Source organism: Streptomyces sp. URMC 129 (genome assembly GCF_051386415.1).
GTDB lineage: Bacteria > Actinomycetota > Actinomycetes > Streptomycetales > Streptomycetaceae > Streptomyces.
Genome location: NZ_JBPQTQ010000009.1, coordinates 1 through 21,494, shown reverse-complemented (window position 1 = coordinate 21,494; position 21,494 = coordinate 1). Strand labels below are relative to the sequence as shown.

The 21,494-nt window shown below is 75.1% G+C and carries 16 protein-coding genes; 10 read left to right on the top strand and 6 right to left on the bottom strand.

Features of this window, described 5'->3' with window-relative positions:
* Positions 1–54: 54 nt before the first annotated feature.
* Positions 55–1,302, top strand: a complete 1,248-nt coding sequence (locus tag ACSNOC_RS03475) for a cytochrome P450 (protein WP_436745712.1) — start codon at positions 55–57, stop codon at positions 1,300–1,302.
* Positions 1,303–1,329: 27 nt separating this feature from the next.
* On the opposite strand, the gene ACSNOC_RS03470 is transcribed toward ACSNOC_RS03475, so the two are convergent.
* Positions 1,330–2,148, bottom strand: a complete 819-nt coding sequence (locus tag ACSNOC_RS03470) for a pyridoxamine 5'-phosphate oxidase family protein (protein WP_436745711.1) — start codon at positions 2,146–2,148, stop codon at positions 1,330–1,332.
* Between the two features lie 214 nt (positions 2,149–2,362).
* Here ACSNOC_RS03470 and ACSNOC_RS03465 point away from each other — a divergent pair, with 214 nt between their 5' ends.
* Genes ACSNOC_RS03465 through ACSNOC_RS03450 form a run of 4 tightly spaced genes read left to right on the top strand, consistent with a single transcriptional unit; the run spans position 2,363 to position 5,655 of the window.
* Entirely contained in the window at positions 2,363–3,070 is a 708-nt protein-coding gene (locus ACSNOC_RS03465) for a hypothetical protein (protein WP_436745710.1), read from the top strand.
* 18 nt (positions 3,071–3,088) lie between these two features.
* A complete protein-coding gene (locus ACSNOC_RS03460) occupies positions 3,089–3,526 on the top strand; it encodes a DUF2243 domain-containing protein (RefSeq protein ID WP_436745709.1) in 438 nt (145 codons plus the stop codon).
* An 11-nt stretch (positions 3,527–3,537) separates the two neighbouring features.
* Complete coding sequence (locus tag ACSNOC_RS03455; RefSeq protein ID WP_436745708.1) at positions 3,538–4,368, top strand: cytochrome c oxidase assembly protein; 831 nt, start codon at positions 3,538–3,540, stop codon at positions 4,366–4,368.
* A gap of 60 nt (positions 4,369–4,428) precedes the next feature.
* Complete coding sequence (locus ACSNOC_RS03450; RefSeq protein ID WP_436745707.1) at positions 4,429–5,655, top strand: cytochrome P450 family protein; 1,227 nt, start codon at positions 4,429–4,431, stop codon at positions 5,653–5,655.
* 325 nt (positions 5,656–5,980) lie between these two features.
* Here the strand turns inward: ACSNOC_RS03450 and ACSNOC_RS03445 are convergent, their stop codons facing one another.
* Positions 5,981–7,129, bottom strand: coding sequence for a methyltransferase domain-containing protein (locus ACSNOC_RS03445; protein WP_436745706.1), 1,149 nt, complete (start codon positions 7,127–7,129; stop codon positions 5,981–5,983).
* A 366-nt stretch (positions 7,130–7,495) separates the two neighbouring features.
* Between ACSNOC_RS03445 and ACSNOC_RS03440 the strand changes: the two genes are divergently transcribed.
* Positions 7,496–10,405 carry a SpoIIE family protein phosphatase gene (locus ACSNOC_RS03440; protein ID WP_436745705.1) on the top strand — a complete coding sequence of 970 codons (2,910 nt, stop codon included), beginning with the start codon at positions 7,496–7,498 and terminating at the stop codon, positions 10,403–10,405.
* On the opposite strand, the gene ACSNOC_RS03435 is transcribed toward ACSNOC_RS03440, so the two are convergent.
* On the bottom strand, positions 10,395–10,946 hold the full coding sequence (locus tag ACSNOC_RS03435; RefSeq protein ID WP_436745704.1) for a PadR family transcriptional regulator: 552 nt from the start codon (positions 10,944–10,946) through the stop codon (positions 10,395–10,397). The genes ACSNOC_RS03440 and ACSNOC_RS03435 overlap by 11 nt on opposite strands.
* 157 nt (positions 10,947–11,103) lie before the next feature.
* On the opposite strand from ACSNOC_RS03435, the gene ACSNOC_RS03430 reads away from it, so the two are divergent.
* The 3 genes from ACSNOC_RS03430 to ACSNOC_RS03420 all read left to right on the top strand — a co-directional run bounded on the left by ACSNOC_RS03430 (position 11,104) and on the right by ACSNOC_RS03420 (position 17,199).
* A complete protein-coding gene (locus ACSNOC_RS03430; RefSeq protein WP_436745703.1) occupies positions 11,104–12,729 on the top strand; it encodes a carboxylesterase/lipase family protein in 1,626 nt (541 codons plus the stop codon).
* A gap of 227 nt (positions 12,730–12,956) precedes the next feature.
* The gene (locus ACSNOC_RS03425) at positions 12,957–15,884 is read left to right on the top strand and encodes a SpoIIE family protein phosphatase (protein ID WP_436745702.1); all 2,928 of its coding nucleotides are present in this window, start codon (positions 12,957–12,959) and stop codon (positions 15,882–15,884) included.
* 121 nt (positions 15,885–16,005) lie between these two features.
* The gene (locus ACSNOC_RS03420) at positions 16,006–17,199 is read left to right on the top strand and encodes a serine hydrolase domain-containing protein (RefSeq protein WP_436745701.1); all 1,194 of its coding nucleotides are present in this window, start codon (positions 16,006–16,008) and stop codon (positions 17,197–17,199) included.
* A gap of 3 nt (positions 17,200–17,202) precedes the next feature.
* Here the strand turns inward: ACSNOC_RS03420 and ACSNOC_RS03415 are convergent, their stop codons facing one another.
* From ACSNOC_RS03415 to ACSNOC_RS03405, 3 genes are read right to left on the bottom strand one after another with little or no spacing between them, the layout of a single operon-like run.
* Positions 17,203–17,979 (bottom strand): ABC transporter ATP-binding protein, encoded by a 777-nt coding sequence (locus ACSNOC_RS03415; RefSeq protein ID WP_436745700.1) that lies wholly within the window; start codon positions 17,977–17,979, stop codon positions 17,203–17,205.
* The gene (locus ACSNOC_RS03410; RefSeq protein ID WP_436745699.1) at positions 17,976–19,106 is read right to left on the bottom strand and encodes a FecCD family ABC transporter permease; all 1,131 of its coding nucleotides are present in this window, start codon (positions 19,104–19,106) and stop codon (positions 17,976–17,978) included. The genes ACSNOC_RS03415 and ACSNOC_RS03410 overlap by 4 nt, the downstream gene beginning before the upstream one ends.
* A complete protein-coding gene (locus ACSNOC_RS03405; protein WP_436745698.1) occupies positions 19,096–20,109 on the bottom strand; it encodes an ABC transporter substrate-binding protein in 1,014 nt (337 codons plus the stop codon). Before ACSNOC_RS03405 ends, ACSNOC_RS03410 begins: the two co-directional genes overlap by 11 nt.
* 142 nt (positions 20,110–20,251) lie before the next feature.
* On the opposite strand from ACSNOC_RS03405, the gene ACSNOC_RS03400 reads away from it, so the two are divergent.
* A partial coding sequence (locus ACSNOC_RS03400) for an MFS transporter (RefSeq protein ID WP_436745697.1) occupies positions 20,252–21,494 on the top strand: 1,243 nt, incomplete at its 3' end.

Sequence of the window (21,494 nt, the reverse complement as noted above, 5' to 3'; positions counted from 1 at the left end):
GTATGTTTCCGACGTGGAGTATGACAGAGTCGTCGCCGCCCCTGGAGGCATCCCATGACCGACACGGATCTGCTGCTCAACCCGCTGGAGCCCGGCTTCACCGACGACCCGTACCCGGCCTACCGCCGGATGCGGGAGACGGACCCGGTGCACGAGCACCCCTTCGGCTTCTGGTTCCTGTCCCGGTACGAGGACGTCGCCGCCCTGCTGCGGGCGGCCGGGCTCTCCGTGGACGCCCGGAACCTGGCGGGCGGCGTGCTCCGCGACCAGTACGACCGGCTTGACCGGCTCGACGGGCCCGACCAGGACAGCCGGAGCGTGCTGATGAAGTCGATGCTCGACGTCGACCCGCCGGACCACACACGGCTGCGGTCCCTGGTGACCAAGGCGTTCACGCCGCGCGCCGTCGCCGCGCTGGAGCCGGAGATCACCCGGCTCGTCGACGCCGCCCTCGACCGGATCGCGGAGGCCGGCCGGGCGGACCTGGTGGAGACTCTGGCGTTCCCCCTCCCCTTCGAGGTCATCTCCCGCATGCTCGGCATGCCCCCGACCGACCAGGCGCGCATCCGCCGGCTGAGCGGCATGCTGGTCCGCTCCCTCGAAGTCGTCGCCGACGAGGAGGTGCTGGCCGAGATAGCCCGCGCCGACCAGGAACTGACCGCGCTCATCCGCGAACTGATCGCCCGGAAGCGGCAGAACGCGGCGGACGACCTGCTCAGCGCGCTGATCGCCGCCGAGGAGGACGGCGACCGGCTCAGCGACGACGAGCTGGTCGCCCAGGTGGTGCTGCTCTTCCTGGCGGGCCACGAGACCACGGTGAACCTGATCGCCAACGGCACCCTCGCGCTGCTGCGCCACCCCGACCAGCTCGCGCTGCTCCGGGCCCGCCCCGACCTCGCCGCCAACGCCGTCGAGGAGTTCCTCCGCTACGACAGCCCGGTCCAGCAGACCCGGCGGATCCCCCTGGCGCCGCACACCGTGCGCGGCCGGGAGATCCCCGCGCACAGCATGGTGTTCGCCTGCCTGGCGTCGGCCAACCGCGACGAGAGCTTCTGGGGCCCGGACGCCGACCGGCTCCGGATCGACCGCCCGAACGCCCGGCAGCACGTGTCCTTCGGCGCGGGCCCCCACCACTGCCTCGGCGCCGCGCTGGCCCGGCTGGAGGGGCGGGTCGCGATCGAACGCCTCGTGCGCCGCTTCCCCGGCCTGGCCCTGGACGGCGAGGTGGAGTGGAACGGCCGGATCAACCTGCGCGGTCCGGCCGCGCTGCCGATCACGGTGCGGGGCGGCGCCGCGGGGTGAGCGGCCCCGGGACGCCGCCCGGACGTGTCAGCACGGGGGGTGGACGGGGCGGTACTGCCTGAACTCGTTCTGGTGGGCGAGATAGTCGGGAACCCGCTTGTCGGCCGGGAGGTTGCGGGCCGGGAAGGGGCGGCCGAAGACCTGTCCGACGGGCAGGGTCCCGGCCCAGTACCGGTTCGCGGCGACGTCCTCGGGAGCGTCGTGCGGGTCCCCGCACGCGACTTTCGTGCTCACGTTCTCCAGCTTCAGGCCCATGACCGCGACGAAGTCCAGTTCCACGGGATCGGCGGGGCGCGAATCCCGGCTCCGGCCGCGCACGACGTGCTCGGTGATGGCTTCGAGCGCGGTTTTCTTGCGCTTCCTGCTCACCGGGAACACCTCGCCGTGCACCATCACCGACCGGTAGTCGATGCCGCTCCTGGACGCCGCGCGGCCCACGCAGATGCCGTCCACGAGCGTCACGTTCACGCACACCCACGGATCGGGATCGGGCTCCGCCGTCCGGAAGTGCCGGTGCATGCGGGACTTCGGCGAGCCGTGGAAGTAGAGCATGTCGCCGTCCCGCCCGAAAACCTTCGGCAGCACGACGGGATGACCGGGAAGGCACCCGCCGCCCGGATAGGCGCTCGCGGGCGCGCGGTAGGCGACGTGGCAGACGAAGGCCTGATCGAGGATGGCCTTCGCCAGATCGAGGTCGTACCCGACCTGGTTCCCGGAGTACGTTCCCTTCCGGGGGTCGCGCTCGATCCAGGTGTGACAGTTCTCGGCGGGGTGCGCGGCATGCCCTGCGGTGGGAATCGGTTCTTCGACTTCGTGCAGACGGAAGTCGCGCTCGTGTTCCGACATGGTGCCTCCAAGGGATTCCGAGGGCAGTGCACCATTCCCGGCGCGGACCACCGCGCCGCCCGGCCGGGCGGTTCTCCCGAATGGCCGAGGCCGGGCCTTTACGCCCCGCGCGTGAACCGGGGAAGGGCCCGCGCGTTTCGGCGTTCGTCCGCACGCCCCGGCCGGTAGGCAGGTGCCGCGTCCTTCCCGTATCCCGACGAACGGATTCCCCTCTGTGCGCAGCATCGGCCGTGCCTACGACGCCATCGTCGCCGTGGGCGGCGCGTACCACGTGTTCCAGGACGACGAAGTCTTCGTCTTCGACCCCGGCGTGAAGACCCCCGAGGGATGGATCGTCGTCAGGCCGGGGAAGATCAAGGATCACGATCTCTGGGGGGCGCTGGAGACCTTCGGTCCCAGGAACGTCGACGCGGTGTGGGCGGACGACGACGGAGCCTTCTGTGTCAGCTGGGGGGATCAGTTCGTGTCGTTCCCGGCGGGCACCACGCCCGTCGGGAAGGAGAGCTTCGCGGAGCGATGGGGGCTGGTCTACGCGGACGCCGCGCCGTGGACCCATGTCTTCGATCCCCGCCTGGGTCTGGACGCCTTCACCCGGCGGACCGCCGGGGACGAGGACCGCTACTACATGTTCCAGGACGACGAGTACGTCACCTTCCCGGTCCACCGGGACACCATGGACCTCCTCCCCGTCACCGGGACGAAGATCAACGCCCCGGACAGCGAGTGGAAGGGGCTCTCCCTTTTCGGCTCGGCGGATGTCGAGACCGTCTGCGAGCTGAGGAGCGCCGGACGGACCACGGGCTACCTGGTCACCCAGCGCGACCAGATCCTGGAACTCGACGCGAACGGCGCGTACCGGGAACACACCCGCATGCCGATCCTCAAGCGGTGGCCGCTGCGCGTCCCGGCGCCCGCGCCGTGAACGCCGACGGCGGCGGCCATGCGTGAACCGGCCGGGCGGTCCACGGCGGTGGGCGCGCTGCTCGGCGCGGTGGTGATGGCGGCGGCCGACGAGATCGTCTTCCACCAGATCCTGCGCTGGCACCACTTCTACGACCGCTCCACCCCGGCCGCCGGGCTCGTCTCCGACGGGCTGCTGCACACGGCCGAACTGCTGGGCCTGGTCGCCGGGTTCGTCCTGTACGCGGACCTGCGCCGCCGCGGTGCCCTGACCCCGGCCCACGCCTGGGCCGGGTTCTTCCTGGGACTGGGCGGGTTCCAGCTCTTCGACGGCGTCGTCGACCACAAGCTGCTGGGCCTGCACCAGGTCCGTTACGGCGTGGACGTCACCCCGTACGACTGGGCGTGGAACCTCGGCGGCCTGCTGCTGCTCCTGATCGGGACCGGCCTGGCCGTGCGCGCCCGCCGCCGCCCGTGACGCCGTCGCCCGTGACGCCGGAGCACGTCGGCCCGGGGACGGCCGCCGCCGTCCTAGCGCTTCTCGCGCTCCCGGCGGTCGCCGCCTACCTGGCGGCGGCCACCCGGCTGCGCCGCCGCGGCGACGCCTGGCCCCGGGCGCGCGACGCGGCCTGCGCCGCCGGCGGCACCGCCTGGGCCTGGGCCGTGCTCGGCGGTACCCCGCCGGGCGGCGGGCCGTTCACCGCGCACATGGCCCAGCACCTGGTCACCGGCATGGCCGCCCCGCTGCTGCTCGTCCTGGCCCGCCCGCTCACCCTGGCCCTGCGCGCGCTGCGCCCCGGCGGCGTCCGCCGCCGCCTCCTCGCCGTGGCGCACTCGCGGCCCGCCGCGTGGGCGGCCTTTCCGCCGCTGGCGGCGGCGCTGGACCTGGGCGGCCTGTGGCTGCTCCACCGCACCGGGCTGTTCGCGGCCCTCCACCACCGGCCGCTGCCGCACGCCGCCGTCCACGCGCACGCCCTGGCCGCCGGGGCGCTGTTCACGTTCGCCGTCTGCCAGCTCGACCCCGTCCGCCACCGATGGAGTCCGGCCGTACGCGGCACCACCCTGCTGGCCGCCGGCACGGCCCACGCGGTCCTCGCCAAGAGCCTCTACGCCACCCCGCCGCCCGGCACCGCCTTCGCCGCCGCCGACCTGCACACCGGCGCCCGGCTGCTGTACTACGGCGGTGACCTGGTCGAACTCGCCCTGGCGGCCGTCCTCGCCGTCCAGTGGTACACCGCGACCGGCCGCGCGCACCGGGCGGCCCGGCGCGTCCGGGCGGCCGGGGGCGGTGTCCGGGACGTGGCCGGAACTGGCTGTTGACCGCTGTGCCGGTGACGACCGTAGCCTGAGACGCACCGTGAGCCGGATGGGGTGGTGGACGTGCTCGAGGTCGGAGCCGACGACGGCATAGTGGACATTCCCGCGCTGGGGGACGACTTCTTCCGCGATCCGTACCCGACCTACGCCGCGTTGCGGCGGAAGGGCCCGGTGCACCGGATCCGGATGCCGCAGGGATTCGACGCCTGGCTGGTCGTCGGCTACGACGAGGTGCGGACCGTGCTCGCCGACGCCCGGCTGAGCAAGGAGTTCCCCGACCCGGTCACCTCCGCCTCGCCGGGCGTCGAGCCGGTGGCGCCCGCCTACCACATGCTGATGGCCGACCCGCCGGACCACACCCGGCTGCGCCGGCTGGTGTCCCGCGAGTTCACCGCCCGCCGGATCGCCGCGCTCGCGCCGCTCGTCCAGGAGATCGCGGACGGGCTGCTGGACGTCATGCTGGCGGCGCCGGACGGCCGCGCCGACCTGGTGGACGCCTTCTCCTTCCCGCTGCCCATCACGGTGATCTGCGAGCTGCTGGGCGTGCCGTCCCTGGACCATGACCGGTTCCGCCGGTGGTCGAACACGGCCCTGGGCGTGGGCCCGGCCGAGGAGCGGCGCGGGGCCGCGAACCAGATGGCCGCGTACCTCGCGGACCTGCTGGAGGCCAAGCGCGCCCGGCCGGGCGACGACCTGCTCAGCGGGCTGCTGCACCACGCCGGCGAGGACGACGACGACCGGCTCTCCACCGACGAACTGCTGGGCATGGCCTGGCTGTTGCTCGTCGCCGGCCACGAGACCACGGTGAACCTGATCAGCAACGGCGTGCTCGCCCTGCTCCGGCACCCCGACCAGCTCGCCGCGCTGCGCGCCGACTGGTCGCTGCTGGACAACGCCGTGGAGGAGATCCTGCGGTACGACGGCCCGGTGCCGACGCCCACGTTCCGCTTCACCGTGGAGCCCTTCGAGCTGAGCGGCACCGTGATACCGGGCGGCGGCCACCTGGTGCTGCCGGCCATCGGTGACGCGGGGCGTGACCCGGACCGGTTCGCGGAGCCGGACGGCTTCGACATCCGCCGCCGGGAGGCGCGCGGGCACCTGGCCTTCGGCCACGGCATCCACTTCTGCCTCGGCGCCCCGCTGGCCCGTCTGGAGGCGCGCGTGGCGCTCCGCACGCTGCTGGAACGCGCCCCCGGCCTGGCCCTCGACGCCGACCCGGACTCCCTCTTCTACCGCCCCGGCATGCTCATCCGCGGCCCCCTCCACCTTCCCGTCCGCTGGCGGGAGTAGCGCCACGAGACCGCACTTCCGTTCGGCAGTGCCGACCGTCGAACGGGTCGGCCGATGGCCGTGCGGTGAGCGTGGTGTGCGGCCGGGGTGACGGCGGGCGGGGGATCCGGCCCGCACAGGGGTTCCGGGGACCGGGAATCGGGGCGTCACCGGGCGGCTACCGGGCCTCCGGTCCCCCGGGGTCATGGGGTGGCTGCCCCCGCCGGCGCCGAGCAGCACGGTCGTGGAGTCCCGCGGCTCCTGCCCCGGCTCCTGATCCGCCCTGCCGCCCCCACGGGCCCGGTCCGGACACGTGTCCCCCTCCCGCGCGGGCCGGCGTCCGGGGTCACAGGTCGCTGTCCCACATGGTGACCAGGTGCCCGTCGACGGTGGCGGCCACGCTGAACTCGTGCAGGGCCGGTGAGCTGTCGGCGCGCCAGCGGGTGATCTGCTCCTCGACTCGGTTCCAGATGGGGTAGGCGGACTGGCGGACCAGCCACTTCTCCCCGTCCTGGCGCAGCGCGGCCCAGACCTTCGCCTCCGGGTCCCAGTACAGATGGCCGTCGGGAAGGCCGACGTGCTGGATCCAGGGCGCGGCGGCCTGGGCGACGAACCGGGCGGTGGGGTCGCCGAGGTCGGCGGGGACGACGAGGGCGGGACGTTCCTCGGCGCTGCCGATGTCCGGCAGCGGGCCCAGGGGCGGCGGTCCCTGCGGGCGGGCGAGGGGGAGGTCGGTGCCCGCGGGGGCGATCAGCCGGCCGATCGCGACGTGCGGGTCGGACAGCGGGCCGCCCTCCCCGACGGTGAAGCGGGCGAGGGCGGTGGCGCCGAGCCGGCCGCTGAGCGGGGTGACGATCCGGCCCTCGGGACGGATGAGGCCGAACCACAGCGAGGGGACGGTGATGACGGCGCAGGTGGAGATGATCCGGTCCCAGGAGGCGGGTGCCCGGTGGCCCGGGGGCCAGCCGGTGACGCCGTCACCGGCGATCACCCGGGGGTAGTACCCGGCGCGCGCCAGCGACTTGCGGGCGCGCTGCGCGATGTCCGGGTTGATCTCGACGGTGGTGACCCGGTCGTCGCCGAGCCGGTGGCTGAGCAGGGCGGTGAGGTACCCGGTCCCGGTCCCTATGTGGAGGACGCGCATGCCGTCCTCGATCCCGGCCTCCTCCAGCATCCGGACGGCCAGGCCGGGGGCCGGACAGGAGTGGGTGGGCTTCCTGGGGATGGCGCTGCCGACCTCGTCGGCCCGGATGCCCGCGACGCGGGTGACGGCCGGCGCGTCGCGGTAGCACAGCGGCAGCCAGTCAGGGTGACCGGCGGTGACCGGCTCCCAGCCGCCGCCGCAGCGGCGGAAGACTCCGTCGCCGAGGAACGTGTGCCGTGGGACCGCCTCCACGGCGTTGCGCCAGGCCCCGGTGCGCAGGTGCCCGGCGGCGGTGAGCGTCCGGGTCAGCTCCGCGCGCAGGGCCTCGTCACGGCCGTTGTCGGGTGTCATCGTCCGTCTCCCTCCTGGTCATGCGACCCCGTGTAGGGGATTTCGTGCGGCGACTCCGGCGCGGATGGTGTCCGGCCGGTCACCGGGAGAGCAGGTGGTGCGGCGTGTCGTGGTGGAACGTCCCGGACGGGCGTGGTGGTCGGACCGTCCGGTCATGACGATGACATAGGCGTTCTCCGTGGTCGGCAAGAGTGCGGCACGAGGTATCTGTGCCCGGAACGCCGACGGCCGGGCACCCCGGGCCACGGCGGGGAACGGGCGGCGCCGATCGGGTGGTATGACCGGTTTGGGCGTGAAAAGGTGAACAGAGAGGCGGTGTGCCGGGCGGCCCGGCCCCGCCCGGTCGAGCGGTGGACGGAGACGGCTGTGAGTGCCAGGCGTGACGCGGGCGCGGCCGAGCGGCCGGAGCCGCTGCGGGCCGACCGGCTGCGCCTGCTCGCGGCCCTGGACGACGACTCGGCCGACAGCGACGTCCTGCTGACCGCCGTCCAGCAGACCACCGTCGACCTCGACGGCCTCGGCGGCATGGCCTACCTGCGCGCCCGGAGCGAGGCCTGGGACCTGCAACTGATGGTGAGCGCCGGACTGCCCCAGGCGTTCGTGCGGCTCTGGTACAACATCTCCGAGGACGACCGGGTGGCCCCCGCCCTGGCCGTGCGGGACGACAGGTCCGTGTACGTGCCCATCCTCGCCGTTCCCGGGCGGACCCGTGGTCGCCGACCGGTCGTGCTGACCACCGCCGCCGTGCTGACGACCGCCGGGATGGCCGCGGTGCCCCTGCCCGGACCCGAGGGCCCGGTCGGCGCGCTGTGCGTGGTGACGCCCCCGGACGGGGAGCCCGGCTCCGCGCAGTGGGCGTTCCTGGAGGAGGTCGCCCGGTGGGCCGCCGGGCGGCTGCGGCTCGCGCCGCCCAGCCCGGAGGGCCTGGCGCCCACGCTGCTCCAGAAGCCGGAGCCCGGCCAGGAGGCGCGGGCGGTCGTCGCCGGGACCTGGGAGTGGGATCTGCGCACCGGCCACCTGGCCGTGAGCGAGGGCGCGTACGACGCGATCGGCGTCGACCGGAAGCATCTCGACGGGCGGATCGAGACGTGGACCAACCTCATCCACCCGGACGACCTTCCCTGGGTGACGGAGGCCGGTGACCGGGCGATCCGCACGCACGGCGTGCAGGACTGCGAGTACCGGGTGCGCCGCGCGGACGGGAGCTACGGCTGGGTGCGGACCCGCGGCCAGGTCGTCACCGACGAGAACGGCGTGCCGGTCCGCATGGACGGCACCACCTGGAACACCACCCAGATGCATCCCGCGCTGGAGTCGGTGGGCCGCGCGCTGCTGCACATGAGCGACGGGTTCCTGTCCATCCGGGGTGACTGGCGGATCGGTTTCGTCAACGCGGCGGCCGAGCGGCTGCTCGGCCCGTCGCGGGAGATGGTCGGCCGGCCGCTGTGGGAGGTGCCCGGCCTGCGGGCGGCGCCGGGCGTGGAGGAGCGGTGCCGCGCGGCTGTCGCCGAGGGCGAGCCGGTGAGTTTCGAGGTGCCGGGGCCGCACAGCGACCAGTGGTATCACCTGCGGCTGGTGCCCGTGCCCGACGGGCTCACCGTGTATGTCGCGGACATCACCGAACGGCGCCGCCGCGAGGCCGAGCGGGAGGCCGCGGAGCGGGCCGCCGCCGAGCGGGCCGCCCTGGTGGGGCAGCTCACCCGGGCGCTGGCCGAGGCGGTCACCGCGCAGGACGTGGTCACCGCCGTCGCGGACAGCGTGCTGCCCGCCTTCGGGGCCTCCGGGCTGCTGGTCGCGACCCTGGACGACAGCCGCCCGCGCATCGTCGGCGCGGTCGGCCACTCCCGCGCGTTCCTCGACCGGCTGCTCGCCACGCCGGTGGTGCCCGCCTCCACCGCCGAGGTGCTGCGGACCCGTGCCCCGCTGTTCACGGAGTCGGCGGAGGAGTTCACCGCCCGCCACCCGAGGCTGGCGCACCTGGTCGCCGCCGGGGGGAAGCAGGCATGGGTGATCCTCCCGCTGATCGCCTCCGGCCGCCCCATCGGGAGCTGCGCGATCTCGTTCGACCGGCCGCGCCGGTTCAGTGAGGACGAGCGGACCCTGCTGACCGCGCTCAGCAGCCTGGTCGCCCAGGCGCTGGAGCGGGCGGGCCTCTTCGACGACGCCGTCAACCGCGCCCGCGCCCTCCAGCGCGCCCTGCTGCCGCGCGTCCTGCCGTCGCTCCCGGCGGTCACCGCGGCGGCCCGCTACCTGCCCGCCGGGCCGGGCACCGAGGTCGGCGGCGACTGGTACGACGTCATCCCCCTCTCCTCCGACCGCGTCGCCCTCGTCGTCGGCGACGTGATGGGCCACGGCATGTCCGAGGCGGCGACGATGGGCCGGCTGCGCACCGCCGCCCGCACCCTGTCGGAGCTGGAGCTGCCGCCCGAGGAGATCCTCGCCCACCTGGGCGACATCGTCGCAGAGCTGAGCGAGGACCGCTTCGCCACCTGCCTGTACGGCGTCTACGACCCGGTCACCGGCCACTTCAGCTACGCCGGCGCCGGGCATCCGCCCCCGGCGATCGCCCACCCGGACGGCACCGTGACCTATCCGGCCGCCCTGCCCAACCCGCCGCTCGGCGTCGCGGCCCCGCCGTACGACACCGTGGACACCAGCCTTCCCGACGGCGGCCTGCTGGCCCTGTTCACCGACGGCCTGGTGGAGTCCCGCAGCCGCGACATCGAGGACGGCATGGGCCACCTCGCCGGCATCCTCGCCGACGCCCTGCGCCGGGGCCGGGCCGGGGACCTGGACGTCCTGTGCGACGCCGCCACCTCCGGCCTGCTGCCCTCCGGCACCGCGACCAGCGACGACGCCGCGCTCCTCATCGCCCGCACCCACCGGCTCCCGTCCGAGGCCGTCGCCACCTGGAGCCTGCCCGAGGATCCCGTCGCCGCCGGCGAGGCCCGCGAGCGCGTCCGCACCCAGCTCGCCGCCTGGCATCTGGACGGGGAGCTGGCGACGACCACCGAACTCCTCGTCAGCGAACTCGTCGGGAACGTCGTCCGGCACGCCAGGGGCCCCATCCACCTGCGCCTGCTGCGCAGCCGCACCCTGATCTGCGAGGTCTCCGACGCCAGCCTCACCACCCCGCACATCCGCCGCACCACCATGGCCGACGAGGGCGGGCGCGGCCTGCACCTGGTGGCCGCGATGTCCCAGCGCTGGGGCACCCGCCACACCGCCACCGGCAAGTGCATCTGGACCGAGCAGGCCATCCCCGTCACCGGGTGAGCTCGGCGAGGGTCTCCTCCAGCCAGCGCACGTGGGTGTCCAGGGTGCGGCCCTTGTAGTCGTGGACGTGGTCGAGGATCCGTGTCATCCGCGCGCGGTCCACGCCCGGCAGCCACGGCTCCTCGCGGATCTCGCGGGCGCGGAACCGTTCGGCCTGGGCGCGGCGGGCGTCCAGTTCGGCGCGGACGAGGGCGATCTGCTCCTCCGGGGTCAGGAAGATCGCGAAGGTGTAGCGGATCAGGAACTCCGGGTCACCGAAGTCGGGGGAGGGGACGTACGGCTCGGCCAGACGGGCCCGCAGCTCCCGCTCGCCCGCCGCCGTGACGCGGTACACCTTCGAGTCCGGGCGGCCCTCGTTGTGCTCCACCGTGTGGTCGATCCAGCCGTCGGCGGACATGCGGCCCAGCGTCCGGTAGATCTGGCTCTGCTGGGTGCGCAGCCGGATCATCCGGCCCATCTCGCTGTTCAGCCAGCGCTTGAGGTCGTAGCCGGTGCAGGGCCGCATCGCCACGAATCCGAGCAGCACATGCTCGAACTTCATCTCCCTCTCGCTCCCCCTCCGCCTTCTCCGGCTCATCGGGCTGTCGGGCTCATCGATCCCCTGCATGCCACTAGTCACCTATGGCACTGTGCACCTATGCTCGCGGCGCCGGGCCGGTGTCCGCACGTGGGACAGGCCCCTGCCGTCAGGAGACCCTATGCCTCTGCCTGCCCCCTTCCTGCGCCGAGCGCGCCGGACCGCGCTGCTCCTCGCCGTCGCCGTGACCGCCCTCGCCCCCCTTCCGGCCCAGGCCGGGCCGTCCGCCCAGGCCGGGGCGCCCGGCGGGCGGGGGGACTCCCTCGTCGTCCGCACCGACAACGGCCTCGTGCGCGGCGAAGCCACCGACGAGGGGCGGCAGTTCCTCGGCATCCCCTACGCCCAGGCGCCCACCGGCGACCTGCGCTGGCGGGCACCCCGGCCCGCCGCGGACTGGCGCGGCGTCCGGGACGCCACCCGGTACGGCGACTACTGCGCGCAGAACACCTACTGGGCCCCCGGCTTCGAGGAGCAGCACACCACCGAGGACTGCCTCGACGTCAACGTCTACACGCCACCGGCCACCGGCCGCCGCGCCCCCTCCGGACTCCCCGTCATGGTCTGGATCCACGGCGGCGGCAACGTCGGCGGCGCGGCGCGCGACATCGTCCCCGACGCGTTCGCCCGCCGCACCGGGACCGTCGTCGTCACCCTCAACTACCGCCTCGGCGCGATGGGGTTCCTCACCCTCCCCGGCACCACCGGCAACTTCGCCCTGCTCGACCAGCAGCAGGCGCTGCGCTGGGTGCGGGACAACATCGACGGCTTCGGCGGCGACCCGGGCCGGGTGACGATCGCGGGCGAGTCGGCGGGCGGCGGCGCGGTGTGCGCCCAGCTCGCCTCCCCGGCCGCCCGCGGCCTGTACCGGGCGGCCGTCATCATGAGCGGCGCGTTCAACGACTGCGCGGGCACCACCCGCGCGGAGGCCGAGGACCAGGGGCTGGCGTTCGCCGCCCGGCTCGGCTGCGCCGACCCGGCGACCGCCGCCGACTGCCTGCGCGCCAAGCCCGCCAAGGAGATCCTCGACGCCCAGCCGCGCGGCTGGCGCTACACGGTGGGCGGCGCCGAGCTGCCGCTCCAGCCCGCCGACGCCTTCGCGTCCGGCCGCGCCGCCCGCGTGCCCGTCATGAACGGCGCCAACAGCCACGAGGGCCTGGTCTTCGCCTACGACAGCTTCGACCGCTGGGGCAGGCCGCTGACCGCCGAGGGCTACCCCCGCGCCCTCACCGCCGCCTTCGGCGAGGAGACCGGCGCCGAGGCCCTGGACCGCTATCCGCTCAGCGCCTACGAGCGGCCCGCCTACGCCTACGCCGCCGCCCTCGGCGACCAGCTCTTCGCCTGCCCGGCGCTGCGCCTCGACCCGCTGCTGGCCGAGCGCGGCAGGGTCTACGCCTACGAGTTCGCCGACCGCACCTCCCCGCTGTTCGCCTCGCTCCCGCAGGACGCCGACTTCGACTTCGGGGCCACCCACGCCGCCGAGCTGAACTATCTGTTCAAGCCCTACGGCCGGAGCCCCGAGCTCACCGCCGAGCAGCGCGCCCTGTCCGACCAGATGACCGCCTACTGGGGCTCGTTCGTCCACGGCTCCGCGCCGCGCGCGCCGGGGCAGGAGCCCATGCCGGAGCAGAACGCCCGGCCGGGCCAGGTGCTCGCGCTGCGCACCGCCCCGGCGGGCGGCAACGCGACCACCACGACCCTGCGGGACGTCCACCACTGCGACCTGTGGGACGCCGCCGCCGGATCCTGACCCTCCCGCACCGCCCTCCCGCACCGCCCTCCCGGCCCGGCCGGGAGGGCGGCGGGACACGGGCAGGCGAGAATCCGCCACCCCGGGCGCCCGCACCCCCTGCGCGGAGAGCGCATACCTTCATAGAATCGTGCCGATCAGATCCCGCCGGAGGCCGCCGGTCACCATGGCCGCCGGACCGGCGTGGTGCGCGGCCCGACCGGGCCGATCGGAGTGCGGAGACGGCTGTGGGTGCCAGGCGTGGCGAGGGTCCGGGACGAGGGCGGCCGGACTCCGTGCGGGCCGACCGGCTGCGCGTGCTCGCGTCCCTGGACGACGACCAGGGCGACGCCGACGTGCTGCTCGCCGCCCTGCACCACGCCGCGGGCGAGCTGGGCGGGCTGGGCGCCATGGCCCATCTGCGGCTCGGCGTCAGCCGCGGCGTGCTGCGCCTGAACGTCAGCAGCGGACTGCCCCGGACCTTCACGCGCCTGTGGGAGACCATCTCCGACGCCGGCGCCTCGGCGCCGGCGCGGGCCGTCCGGGAAACGGGAACCGTGTGGCTGCCCACCCTCCGCACACCCGAACAGGCCCCCGGCGCGCCATCGGCCGTGCCGCTCCCGTCGGGGATGCCCGAGGGGGCGGGCATCGTGGCGGTGCCGCTGCCCGGGCCCAGGGGCCCGCTCGGCGCGCTGTCCGTGATCACCGCCCCGTCCCGCGAGCCGGACCCCGCGCAGCGGGCCTTCCTGGCGGACGTGGCCCGGTGGGCTGCCGGGCGGCTGCGGCTGGCGGCCACCGCCCGGCCCGAGGGGTTGTCGCCCGCCCTGCTGCGCCAGCCGGAGCCCGGACCGGCGCGGGCCCCGGACGCGTCGGCGGGAAGCTACGACTGGGACCTGCGCACCGGCGTCCTGGCCATCGAGGAACGCGCCGTCGAGGCGCTGCGCATCGACCGGAAACCGGTCGACCTGGTCGAGACCTGGGGCAGCCTCATCCACCCGGACGACCGGCCGCACGTCTACCACGAGCACGAGGAGCTGCTCCGCACCGGCGGCCTGTACGACGCGGAGTTCCGGGTGCGGCGCGCGGACGGCAGCTACGGATGGGTCCGGGACCGCGGCCGGGTGATCACGGACGACGACGGCCGGCCGGTCCGCATGACCGGCACCTTCGAGGACACCAGCGGCCAGCACGTCGCGCTGGAGTCGGTGGGGCGGGCGCTGCGGTACATGAGCGACGGTTTCCTGGCGGTGGGCGTGGACTGGCGGATCGAGTTCGTCAACGTGACCGCCGAGGCCCTGCTCGGCTCCCGGGGCGGGCTGGTCGGCAGGCCGCTGTGGGACGTCCCCGCCGTGGGCCGGGTGCCGGGCCTGGAGGAGCGGTGCCGCCGGGCCGTCGAGGAGGGGGAACCGGCCGGGTTCGACGTGCCGTGGCCGGACACCGACCGCTGGTACCACCTGCGGCTGGTGCCCGTGGCGGACGGGGGCCTCACGCTCTACGTCGCGGACATCTCCGAACGGCGGCTGCGCGAGGCCGCGGAGCGCGCCGCCGCCGAGCGGGCCGCGCTCGTCGGACAGCTCAACCGCCGCCTCGCCCGTGCCGTGACGGCGCACGACGTGGTCGCCGCCGTCGCCGCCAGCGTCCTGCCGCCCTTCCGCGCCGCCGGGCTGGTCGTGTTCGCGCTGGAGAACGACCGGCTGAACGTCGTCGGCGCCGTCGGCTACCCGCCGGAGTTCGCCGACCGGGTCCACGGCCTGCCCGCCGGCGCCGCCACGCCCGTGCGCGGGACGCTCCGCTCCGGCACGCCGCGGTTCGTCGAGTCGGCGCGGGCCTATGCCGCCGACCACCCGGAAGTGGCCGGGCTGGTGGCCGCCGGGGGCAAGGGCGCCTGGGCGTTCCTGCCGCTGACCGTGTCGGGCCGCGAGATCGGCGCCGCGGTCGTCGCCTTCGAGCGCCCGCACCGCTTCGACGAGGAGGAGCGCACGCTGCTGACCGCGCTCAGCGGGCTGATCGCGCAGGCCCTGGAGCGGGCGCGGCTCTTCGACACCGCGACCACCCGCGCCCGTGAGCTGCAACGCGCCCTGCTGCCCCGCGCGCTGCCGTCGCTGCCCGCGGTGACCTCCGCCGCGCGCTACCTGCCCGCCGGGCTGGGCACCGAGGTGGGCGGCGACTGGTACGACGTGATCCCGCTCTCCGCCGACCGGGTGGCGCTGGTCATCGGGGACGTGATGGGCCACGGCATGTCCGAGGCGGCGACGATGGGCCGGCTGCGCACCGCCGTGCGCACCCTGTCCGACCTGGAGCTGCCGCCCGACGAGATCCTCGCCCGCCTCAACGACATCGTGGGCGACCTCGGCGAGGACTACCTCGCCACCTGCCTGTACGGGATCTACGACCCGGTGACCGGCCACTTCTGCTACGCCAGCGCCGGCCACCCGCCGCCCGCGATCGCCCGCCCGGACGGCACCGTCACCTATCCGGGGCCGGCGCCCGACCTGCCGCTGGGTGTGGCGGCGCCGCCGTTCGACACCGTGGAGACCCGTCTCCCGGACGGCAGCCTGCTCGCCCTCTACACCGACGGCCTGGTGGAGTCCCGGGACCGCGACATCGACGACGGCATGGCCGACCTCGCCCGCGTCCTGGCCGGCGCCGCCCGGCGCGGCCGGACCGGCGACCTGGGCACCCTGTGCGACGCCACCACCGGCACGCTGCTCCCCGAGGACCTCCGCACCAGCGACGACGCCGTGCTCCTCCTCGCCCGCACCCACCGGCTGGCCGCCGAGGACGTCGCCACCTGGCCGCTGCCCGAGGACCCGATCGCGGCCCGCCAGGCGCGCGAGCACGTCCGCGGCCAACTGGCCGCCTGGGACCTCGGAGAGCTGGAGATGACCACCGAACTCATCGTCAGCGAGCTGATCGGCAACGTCGTCCGGCACGCCAGGGGCCCGGTCCACCTGCGCCTGCTGCGCAGCCGCACCCTGATCTGCGAGGTCTCCGACGGCAGCCTCACCACGCCGCGCATCCGCCACGCGTCCACGGCCGACGAGGGCGGCCGGGGCCTCCAGCTCGTCGCCGCGGTGGCCGACCGGTGGGGCACGCGCTACACGCCGGACGGCAAGTGCATCTGGGCCGAGCAGACCATCCCCGGGCGGGCCCCCGACCGTCCCGTGCCGTCCTGACCGGTGCGGGGGACAGCCCCACCGACGCCCCTCGGGATCACCGGATGGCCCCCGCGTCCCCCCGTTGCGTAACGTCGCGGACGCAACGAAGCGGCGGACGGCGGCAAGGAGCGACCGGGTGATGGGGACGCGCGGAACGGCACTGGTACGGGCGGGGCTCGCGGCGGCGGGGGTGGGGCTCACCGCGCTGGTGACCGGCGGCCCGGCCGGCGGCACGGCGGCCGGGGACAGCGCGGAACTGCGGCGCGACGCCCGGGCCGTCGTGGCGACCGGCGCGACCGGCATGGTCGCGCAGACCGAGGACGCCGACGGGAACCGCCTGCGGGCGCGGGCCGGGACCGCCGCCCTCGACGGCGACCGGCCGGTGCCGTACGACGCCTACTACCGCGTCGGCAGCGACACCAAGACGTTCACCGCCGTCGTCGCCCTCCAGCTCGTCGCCGAGGGCACGCTCCGCCTCGACGACACCGTGGAGCGGTGGCTGCCGGGCCTGGTGAGCGGCAACGGCAACGACGGCCGCCGGATCACGCTGGAGAACCTGCTGCGCCAGACCAGCGGGCTGGTCAACTACACCGACCTGCTCTTCGGCGACCTCGCGGAGCTGACGCCCGAGGCGTACCGCGAGGGCCGGTTCACCGCGCGGACCGACCGGGAGCTGGTGGCCCTGGCCATGACCGGGCCGCCGCACTGGCTGCCCGACGCGGACGACCCGGCCGGCGAGACCCGCTGGGAGTACTCCAACACCAACTACCTGCTGGCCGGGCTGATCATCGAGGCGGCCACCGGCCACTCCTGGGAGCGGGAGGTGCACGAGCGGATCATCGAGCCGCTGGGCCTGGACCACACCCTCACGCCGGGCACGTCGGTGTACGTGCCGCGGCCGACCGCCACCGCGTACACCGTGTTCCCCGGGCGGGACGACCTCACCGACACCACCCTGATGGCGGGCGGCGGCGCGGACGGCGGCATCATCAGCACCACCCGCGACATGAACACGTTCCTGCGGGCGCTGATGGACGGCACGCTGCTGCCGCCCGAGGAGCTCGCCGCGATGAAGGAGACCGTTCCCGCCGACGCCTTCCACGGCCCCGGCACCGGCTACGGGCTGGGCATCGCCTGGGCGCCGCGGTGCGGGGACGGCGAGGGGCTGTGGTTCCACGGCGGCACCTCGTTCGGCACGGTGTCGGAGGGCGGCGTGACGGAGGACGGCGGCGCCGCCGCGTCGGCCGCCGTGTTCACGCTGAGCTTCGACGAGCGCCAGGCCGAGCAGGACGACGCCACCCGCGCCCTCGTCGACCACGCCCTGTGCGACTGACCGTCAGTCCGGCCCGGGGGCGACGCCGCGGCAGACCAGGGCGGGGTGGCCGGCGGTGTCCGGGACGATCTCGCCGTCGATGCCGAAGACGTCCCGCAGCCACCGCGGCGTCAGCACCTCCGGCGGGGTCCCGGCGGCGACCAGGCGGCCGTCGTGCATCAGGAACAGCCGGTCGCAGTAGCGGGCGGCCAGGGACAGGTCGTGCAGCGAGACGAGCACGGTCTGGTCCGTCGCGGCGAGCAACTCCATCAGGGCCACCTGGTGCCTGATGTCCAGGTGGTTGGTCGGCTCGTCCAGCAGGATGCCCCGGGGCTGCTGGGCCAGGGCGCGGGCCAGGTGGGCGCGCTGGCGTTCGCCGCCGGAGAGGCTCTCCCAGGAGCGGGCGGCCAGGCCGGTGAGCCCGACGCGCCGCAGGGCGGCGTCCACGACGAGGCGGTCGGCCGCGGTCGGCCCCCGCCACCGGCCGCGGAACGGGGTGCGGCCCAGGGCGACGACGTCGACGACCCGCAGGTCGCTGGAGGCGTCCGCGGACTGCTCCACGAGCGCGACGTGCCGCGCGATCCGGCGGGCGTCCCAGTCGCGGATGTCCTCCCCGTCGTAGCGGACCGTGCCCGCGGTGGGGGCGCGCAGCCCGGCCACGCAGCGCAGCAGCGAGGACTTGCCGCAGCCGTTGGGGCCGATCAGGCCGACCGTCTCGCCGGGCCGGAGCGCGGCGTCCACGTCGCGGACGATGGCGGTGCCGCGCACCGACCAGCTCACGCGTTCCACGGTGATCCTCACAGCTCTCCCCGTTTCCGCAGGACGATGAGGAACAACGGCACCCCGAGCAGCGCCGTGAAGACGCCGACCGGCACCTCCCTGGGCGCGAACGCCACCCGGGCCAGCGCGTCCGCCCACAGCAGGAAGACCGCGCCGGCCAGCGCGGTGAACGGCAGCAGCGCCCGGTGCGACGGCCCGACCAGGAACCGCACGCCGTGCGGCACGATCAGCCCCACGAACCCGATCGCGCCGACCGACGCCACCGCCACCGACGTCATCAGCGCGGCGACGACCAGCAGCGTGGCGCGGGTGGCGCGGACGCCGATGCCCAGCGACGCCGCGGTGTCCGCGCCGAACGCGAACGCGTCCAGCGCGCCCGCGCACCCCCAGACCACGGCCAGTCCGGCGGCGGTGGTGACCGCGCCGATCACCACCACGTCCCAGCGGGCGGACGCCATCGAGCCCAGCAGCCAGTGGGTGATCGCCCGCGTGGTGTCGGCGTCGCCCGAGGCCATCAGGATCAGCGCGGTGACCGCGGCGAAGAACTCACCGACGATCACGCCGGTCAGCACGATCCGCAGCGAGTCCAGGCCGCCGCGCCGCAGCAGGAGCAGCAGCAGCGCGAAGGACAGCAGGGCCCCGGCGAACGCGCCGCCCGTGACGCCGAGGGAGCCGGCGCCCAGGCCCAGCACCACGACGGCGACCGCGCCGGTCGAGGCGCCCGAGGAGACGCCCAGCAGGTAGGGGTCGGCCAGCGCGTTGCGGGTGACGGCCTGGAGGACCGCGCCGCAGACCGCGAGCGCGGCGCCGACCAGGGCGGCCAGCAGCACGCGCGGCAGGCGGAGGTCCCAGATGAGGGAGTCCAGCAGCGGCGGCAGCGGCTCGACGGACAGGCCGAGCCGGCCGCCGAGGGCCCGGCCCAGCTCCCCGTAGCCGATGTCGGAGGAGCCGATCCGCACCGAGCCGGCGACCGACAGGACCAGGGTCGCGATGCCCAGCAGGGCCAGCGTCGCCCGGGACAGCCGCCGGTCCCCGCCGGGCGCCGCCGGGGCCTCCGTGCCGCCGGGGGCGGGCAGCGCGCGGGCCGAGGGGTGCAGGACGCCCAGGGCGGCGGGGTCGGACTCCGCGGTCGCCCGGCTAGCCCGCATAGCCCGCATAGCCCAGCTCCCGCAGGCCGTCCGCGACCAGCCCGAGGGTGTTCACGCTGCGCACGGAGGGGTCCATCTCGATGCCGGGCACCTCGATGATCCGGTTCTCCTCGACCGCGGTCAGCCGGGAGACCACCGGGTGCTCGCGCAGCATCGTCAGCTTCTCCTCGGCGCTGTCGCCGGGGACGCCGCGCTCGGACAGGTCACCGATCACGATGACGTCGGGGTCCCGTTCCGCGATCTCCTCCCAGGAGACCTCCGGCCACTGCTCGTCCACGTCGTCGAACGCGTTGAGCACACCGAGGCGTTCGCTGATGTCGCTGGGGATGCCGCCGTTCCCGGCCACGTAGGGCAGGCCGTTGAACACCGAGTACAGCCACACCACGGTCGGCGGCTCGGTGACGGTCTCGCGGGTGCGGGCCGCGTCGTCGAGGATCTGCCGCTGCTCCGCGATCAGTTCGGCGGCGCGGTCCTCGATGCCGAAGATCCGGCCGAGGTTTTCGTAGTCCAGGAAGAGCCGGTCGAACGGGGTCATCCCGGCCTCGTTGTCCGCCGGGCAGTCCACCGCGCTGACGTACGACGGCAGGCCCAGCTCGGCCAGCTCCTCGCGGGTGCCGGCCCGGTCCCTGCTGTAGAGCGACGCGAAGGAGGCGAGCGTCACATCCGGGGTGGCGGCCCGCAGTTGCTCCCCGGTGAGAATGTCGGGGCTGAGCACCGGCACCTGTTCGTAGGCCTCCCGGTACCGCGGCGCGACCTCCGTGACCAGATGGGCCGTTCCCGCCATGCGGTCCTCAAGTCCCAGCTCCAGCAGCATCTCGGTGGTGCCCTGGTCCAGCGTGACGGCCCGCTCGGGCGGCCGGGCGAACGACAGCTCCCGCCCGCAGCTCGCGACGGTCACCGCCTCCGCCGAGGAGCCCGGATCGTCCTGCCCGCCGGGGTCGGCGCAGCCGGCGGTGATCAGGGCGAGGGCGAACACGAGGCCGGCGCGGGCGCGTTGGCGCATGGGGAACCTCCAGGGGGAGCTGGGGAGCTGGGGAGCTGGGGAGCGAGTGGAGCGGGGAGGCGCGAGCGGGCGGAACCGGAAACTAAGATCATCACGCCTGTGCGATAGTTATGCAGATGCCAGTCATATGCAAGAAGTTGTGATGAAGAAGATGCCGGGGGACGTGCCGTTCCTGCGCCTGTGGTCGGGCACCACCGCCTCCGGCCTCGCGACGTGGGCGATGCCGTTCGTCCTCGGTCTCGCCGTGCTGGACCGCTCGCTCAGCGCGGGCGGGCTCGGCCTGGTGCTGGCCGCCCGCACCGCCGGGTTCCTGCTGGCCGTCCCGGTCGGCGGGGTGCTGGCCGACCGGCACTCGCGCCGGGGCGTCGTGCTGTGGTCGGCCCTGGCAGCCGCCGCGGCGACGCCGGTGGTCGCCGCCGGGCTGGGCCGCTCGGTGCCGCTGATGGCCGCCGCGGCCGTCGTGGTCGGCGCCGGACAGGGCGCCTGCCGGCCCGCGTTCCAGGCTCTGACCGCCGAGGTCGTGCCCGCGGCGCGCCGCCGGCGCGCCAACGCGGCCATGTCCCTGGCGGTGCGGGTCACCACGCTGGTCGCGCCCGGTGGAGCGGCCCTGCTCGCCACCGTCCTGTCCCCCGGGACCCTGCTGCTCGGCACCGGCCTGCTGTGGCTGGCCGCCGCCCTGCTGCCCCCGCCCGGAACGGCCGCCTCCCGCCCCGGCCGCGCCGAACGGGCGCCGTTCCCCACCGAGTTCGCCGAGGGCGTCCGCGAGGCGCGGCGGCACCCGTGGTTCCTCGCCGGGCTGGCGGCGCTGACCACCGTCATCGCCACCGGCTACTCGGCCACCGGTGTCGTGCTGCCGCTGGTCAGCCGCGACCGGTACGACAGCGAGGCGGTCCTCGCGGCGGCGCTCACCGCGTACACCGTCGGGGCGCTCGCCGGGGCCGTCGCCGTCGCCCGCCTGCGCGCCCCGGCCGAGGGCTGGGCCGCGCTGGCCGGGCTGGCCTGCTACGGATTCGCGCCGCTGACCCTGCTGATCCCGGGGCCCGCCGCCCTCGTGGTCGCCGGCTACCTCCTGGCCGGCGCGGGCATCGAACTGTTCAACGTGCCCTGGTTCACCGCCACCCAGCGCGAGGTGGCGCCCGACCGGCTGGCCCGGGTCTCCTCGCTGGACTTCCTCCTCTCCTACGGGCTGGCCCCGGTCGGCCTCGCCCTCATCGCCCCCGCCGTCGGCGCGTTCGGCACCGGACCTGTCCTGGGCGCCTGCGCCCTGGCCTGCTTCCTCGCCCCGGCCGCCGCCGCCCTCGTGCCCACCGCCCGGCACTTCGCCCGCGCGGCGCCCGGCGGGGACCGGCGGCTGTCCCGGGCGACGCTGGCCCTGCTGGGCATCG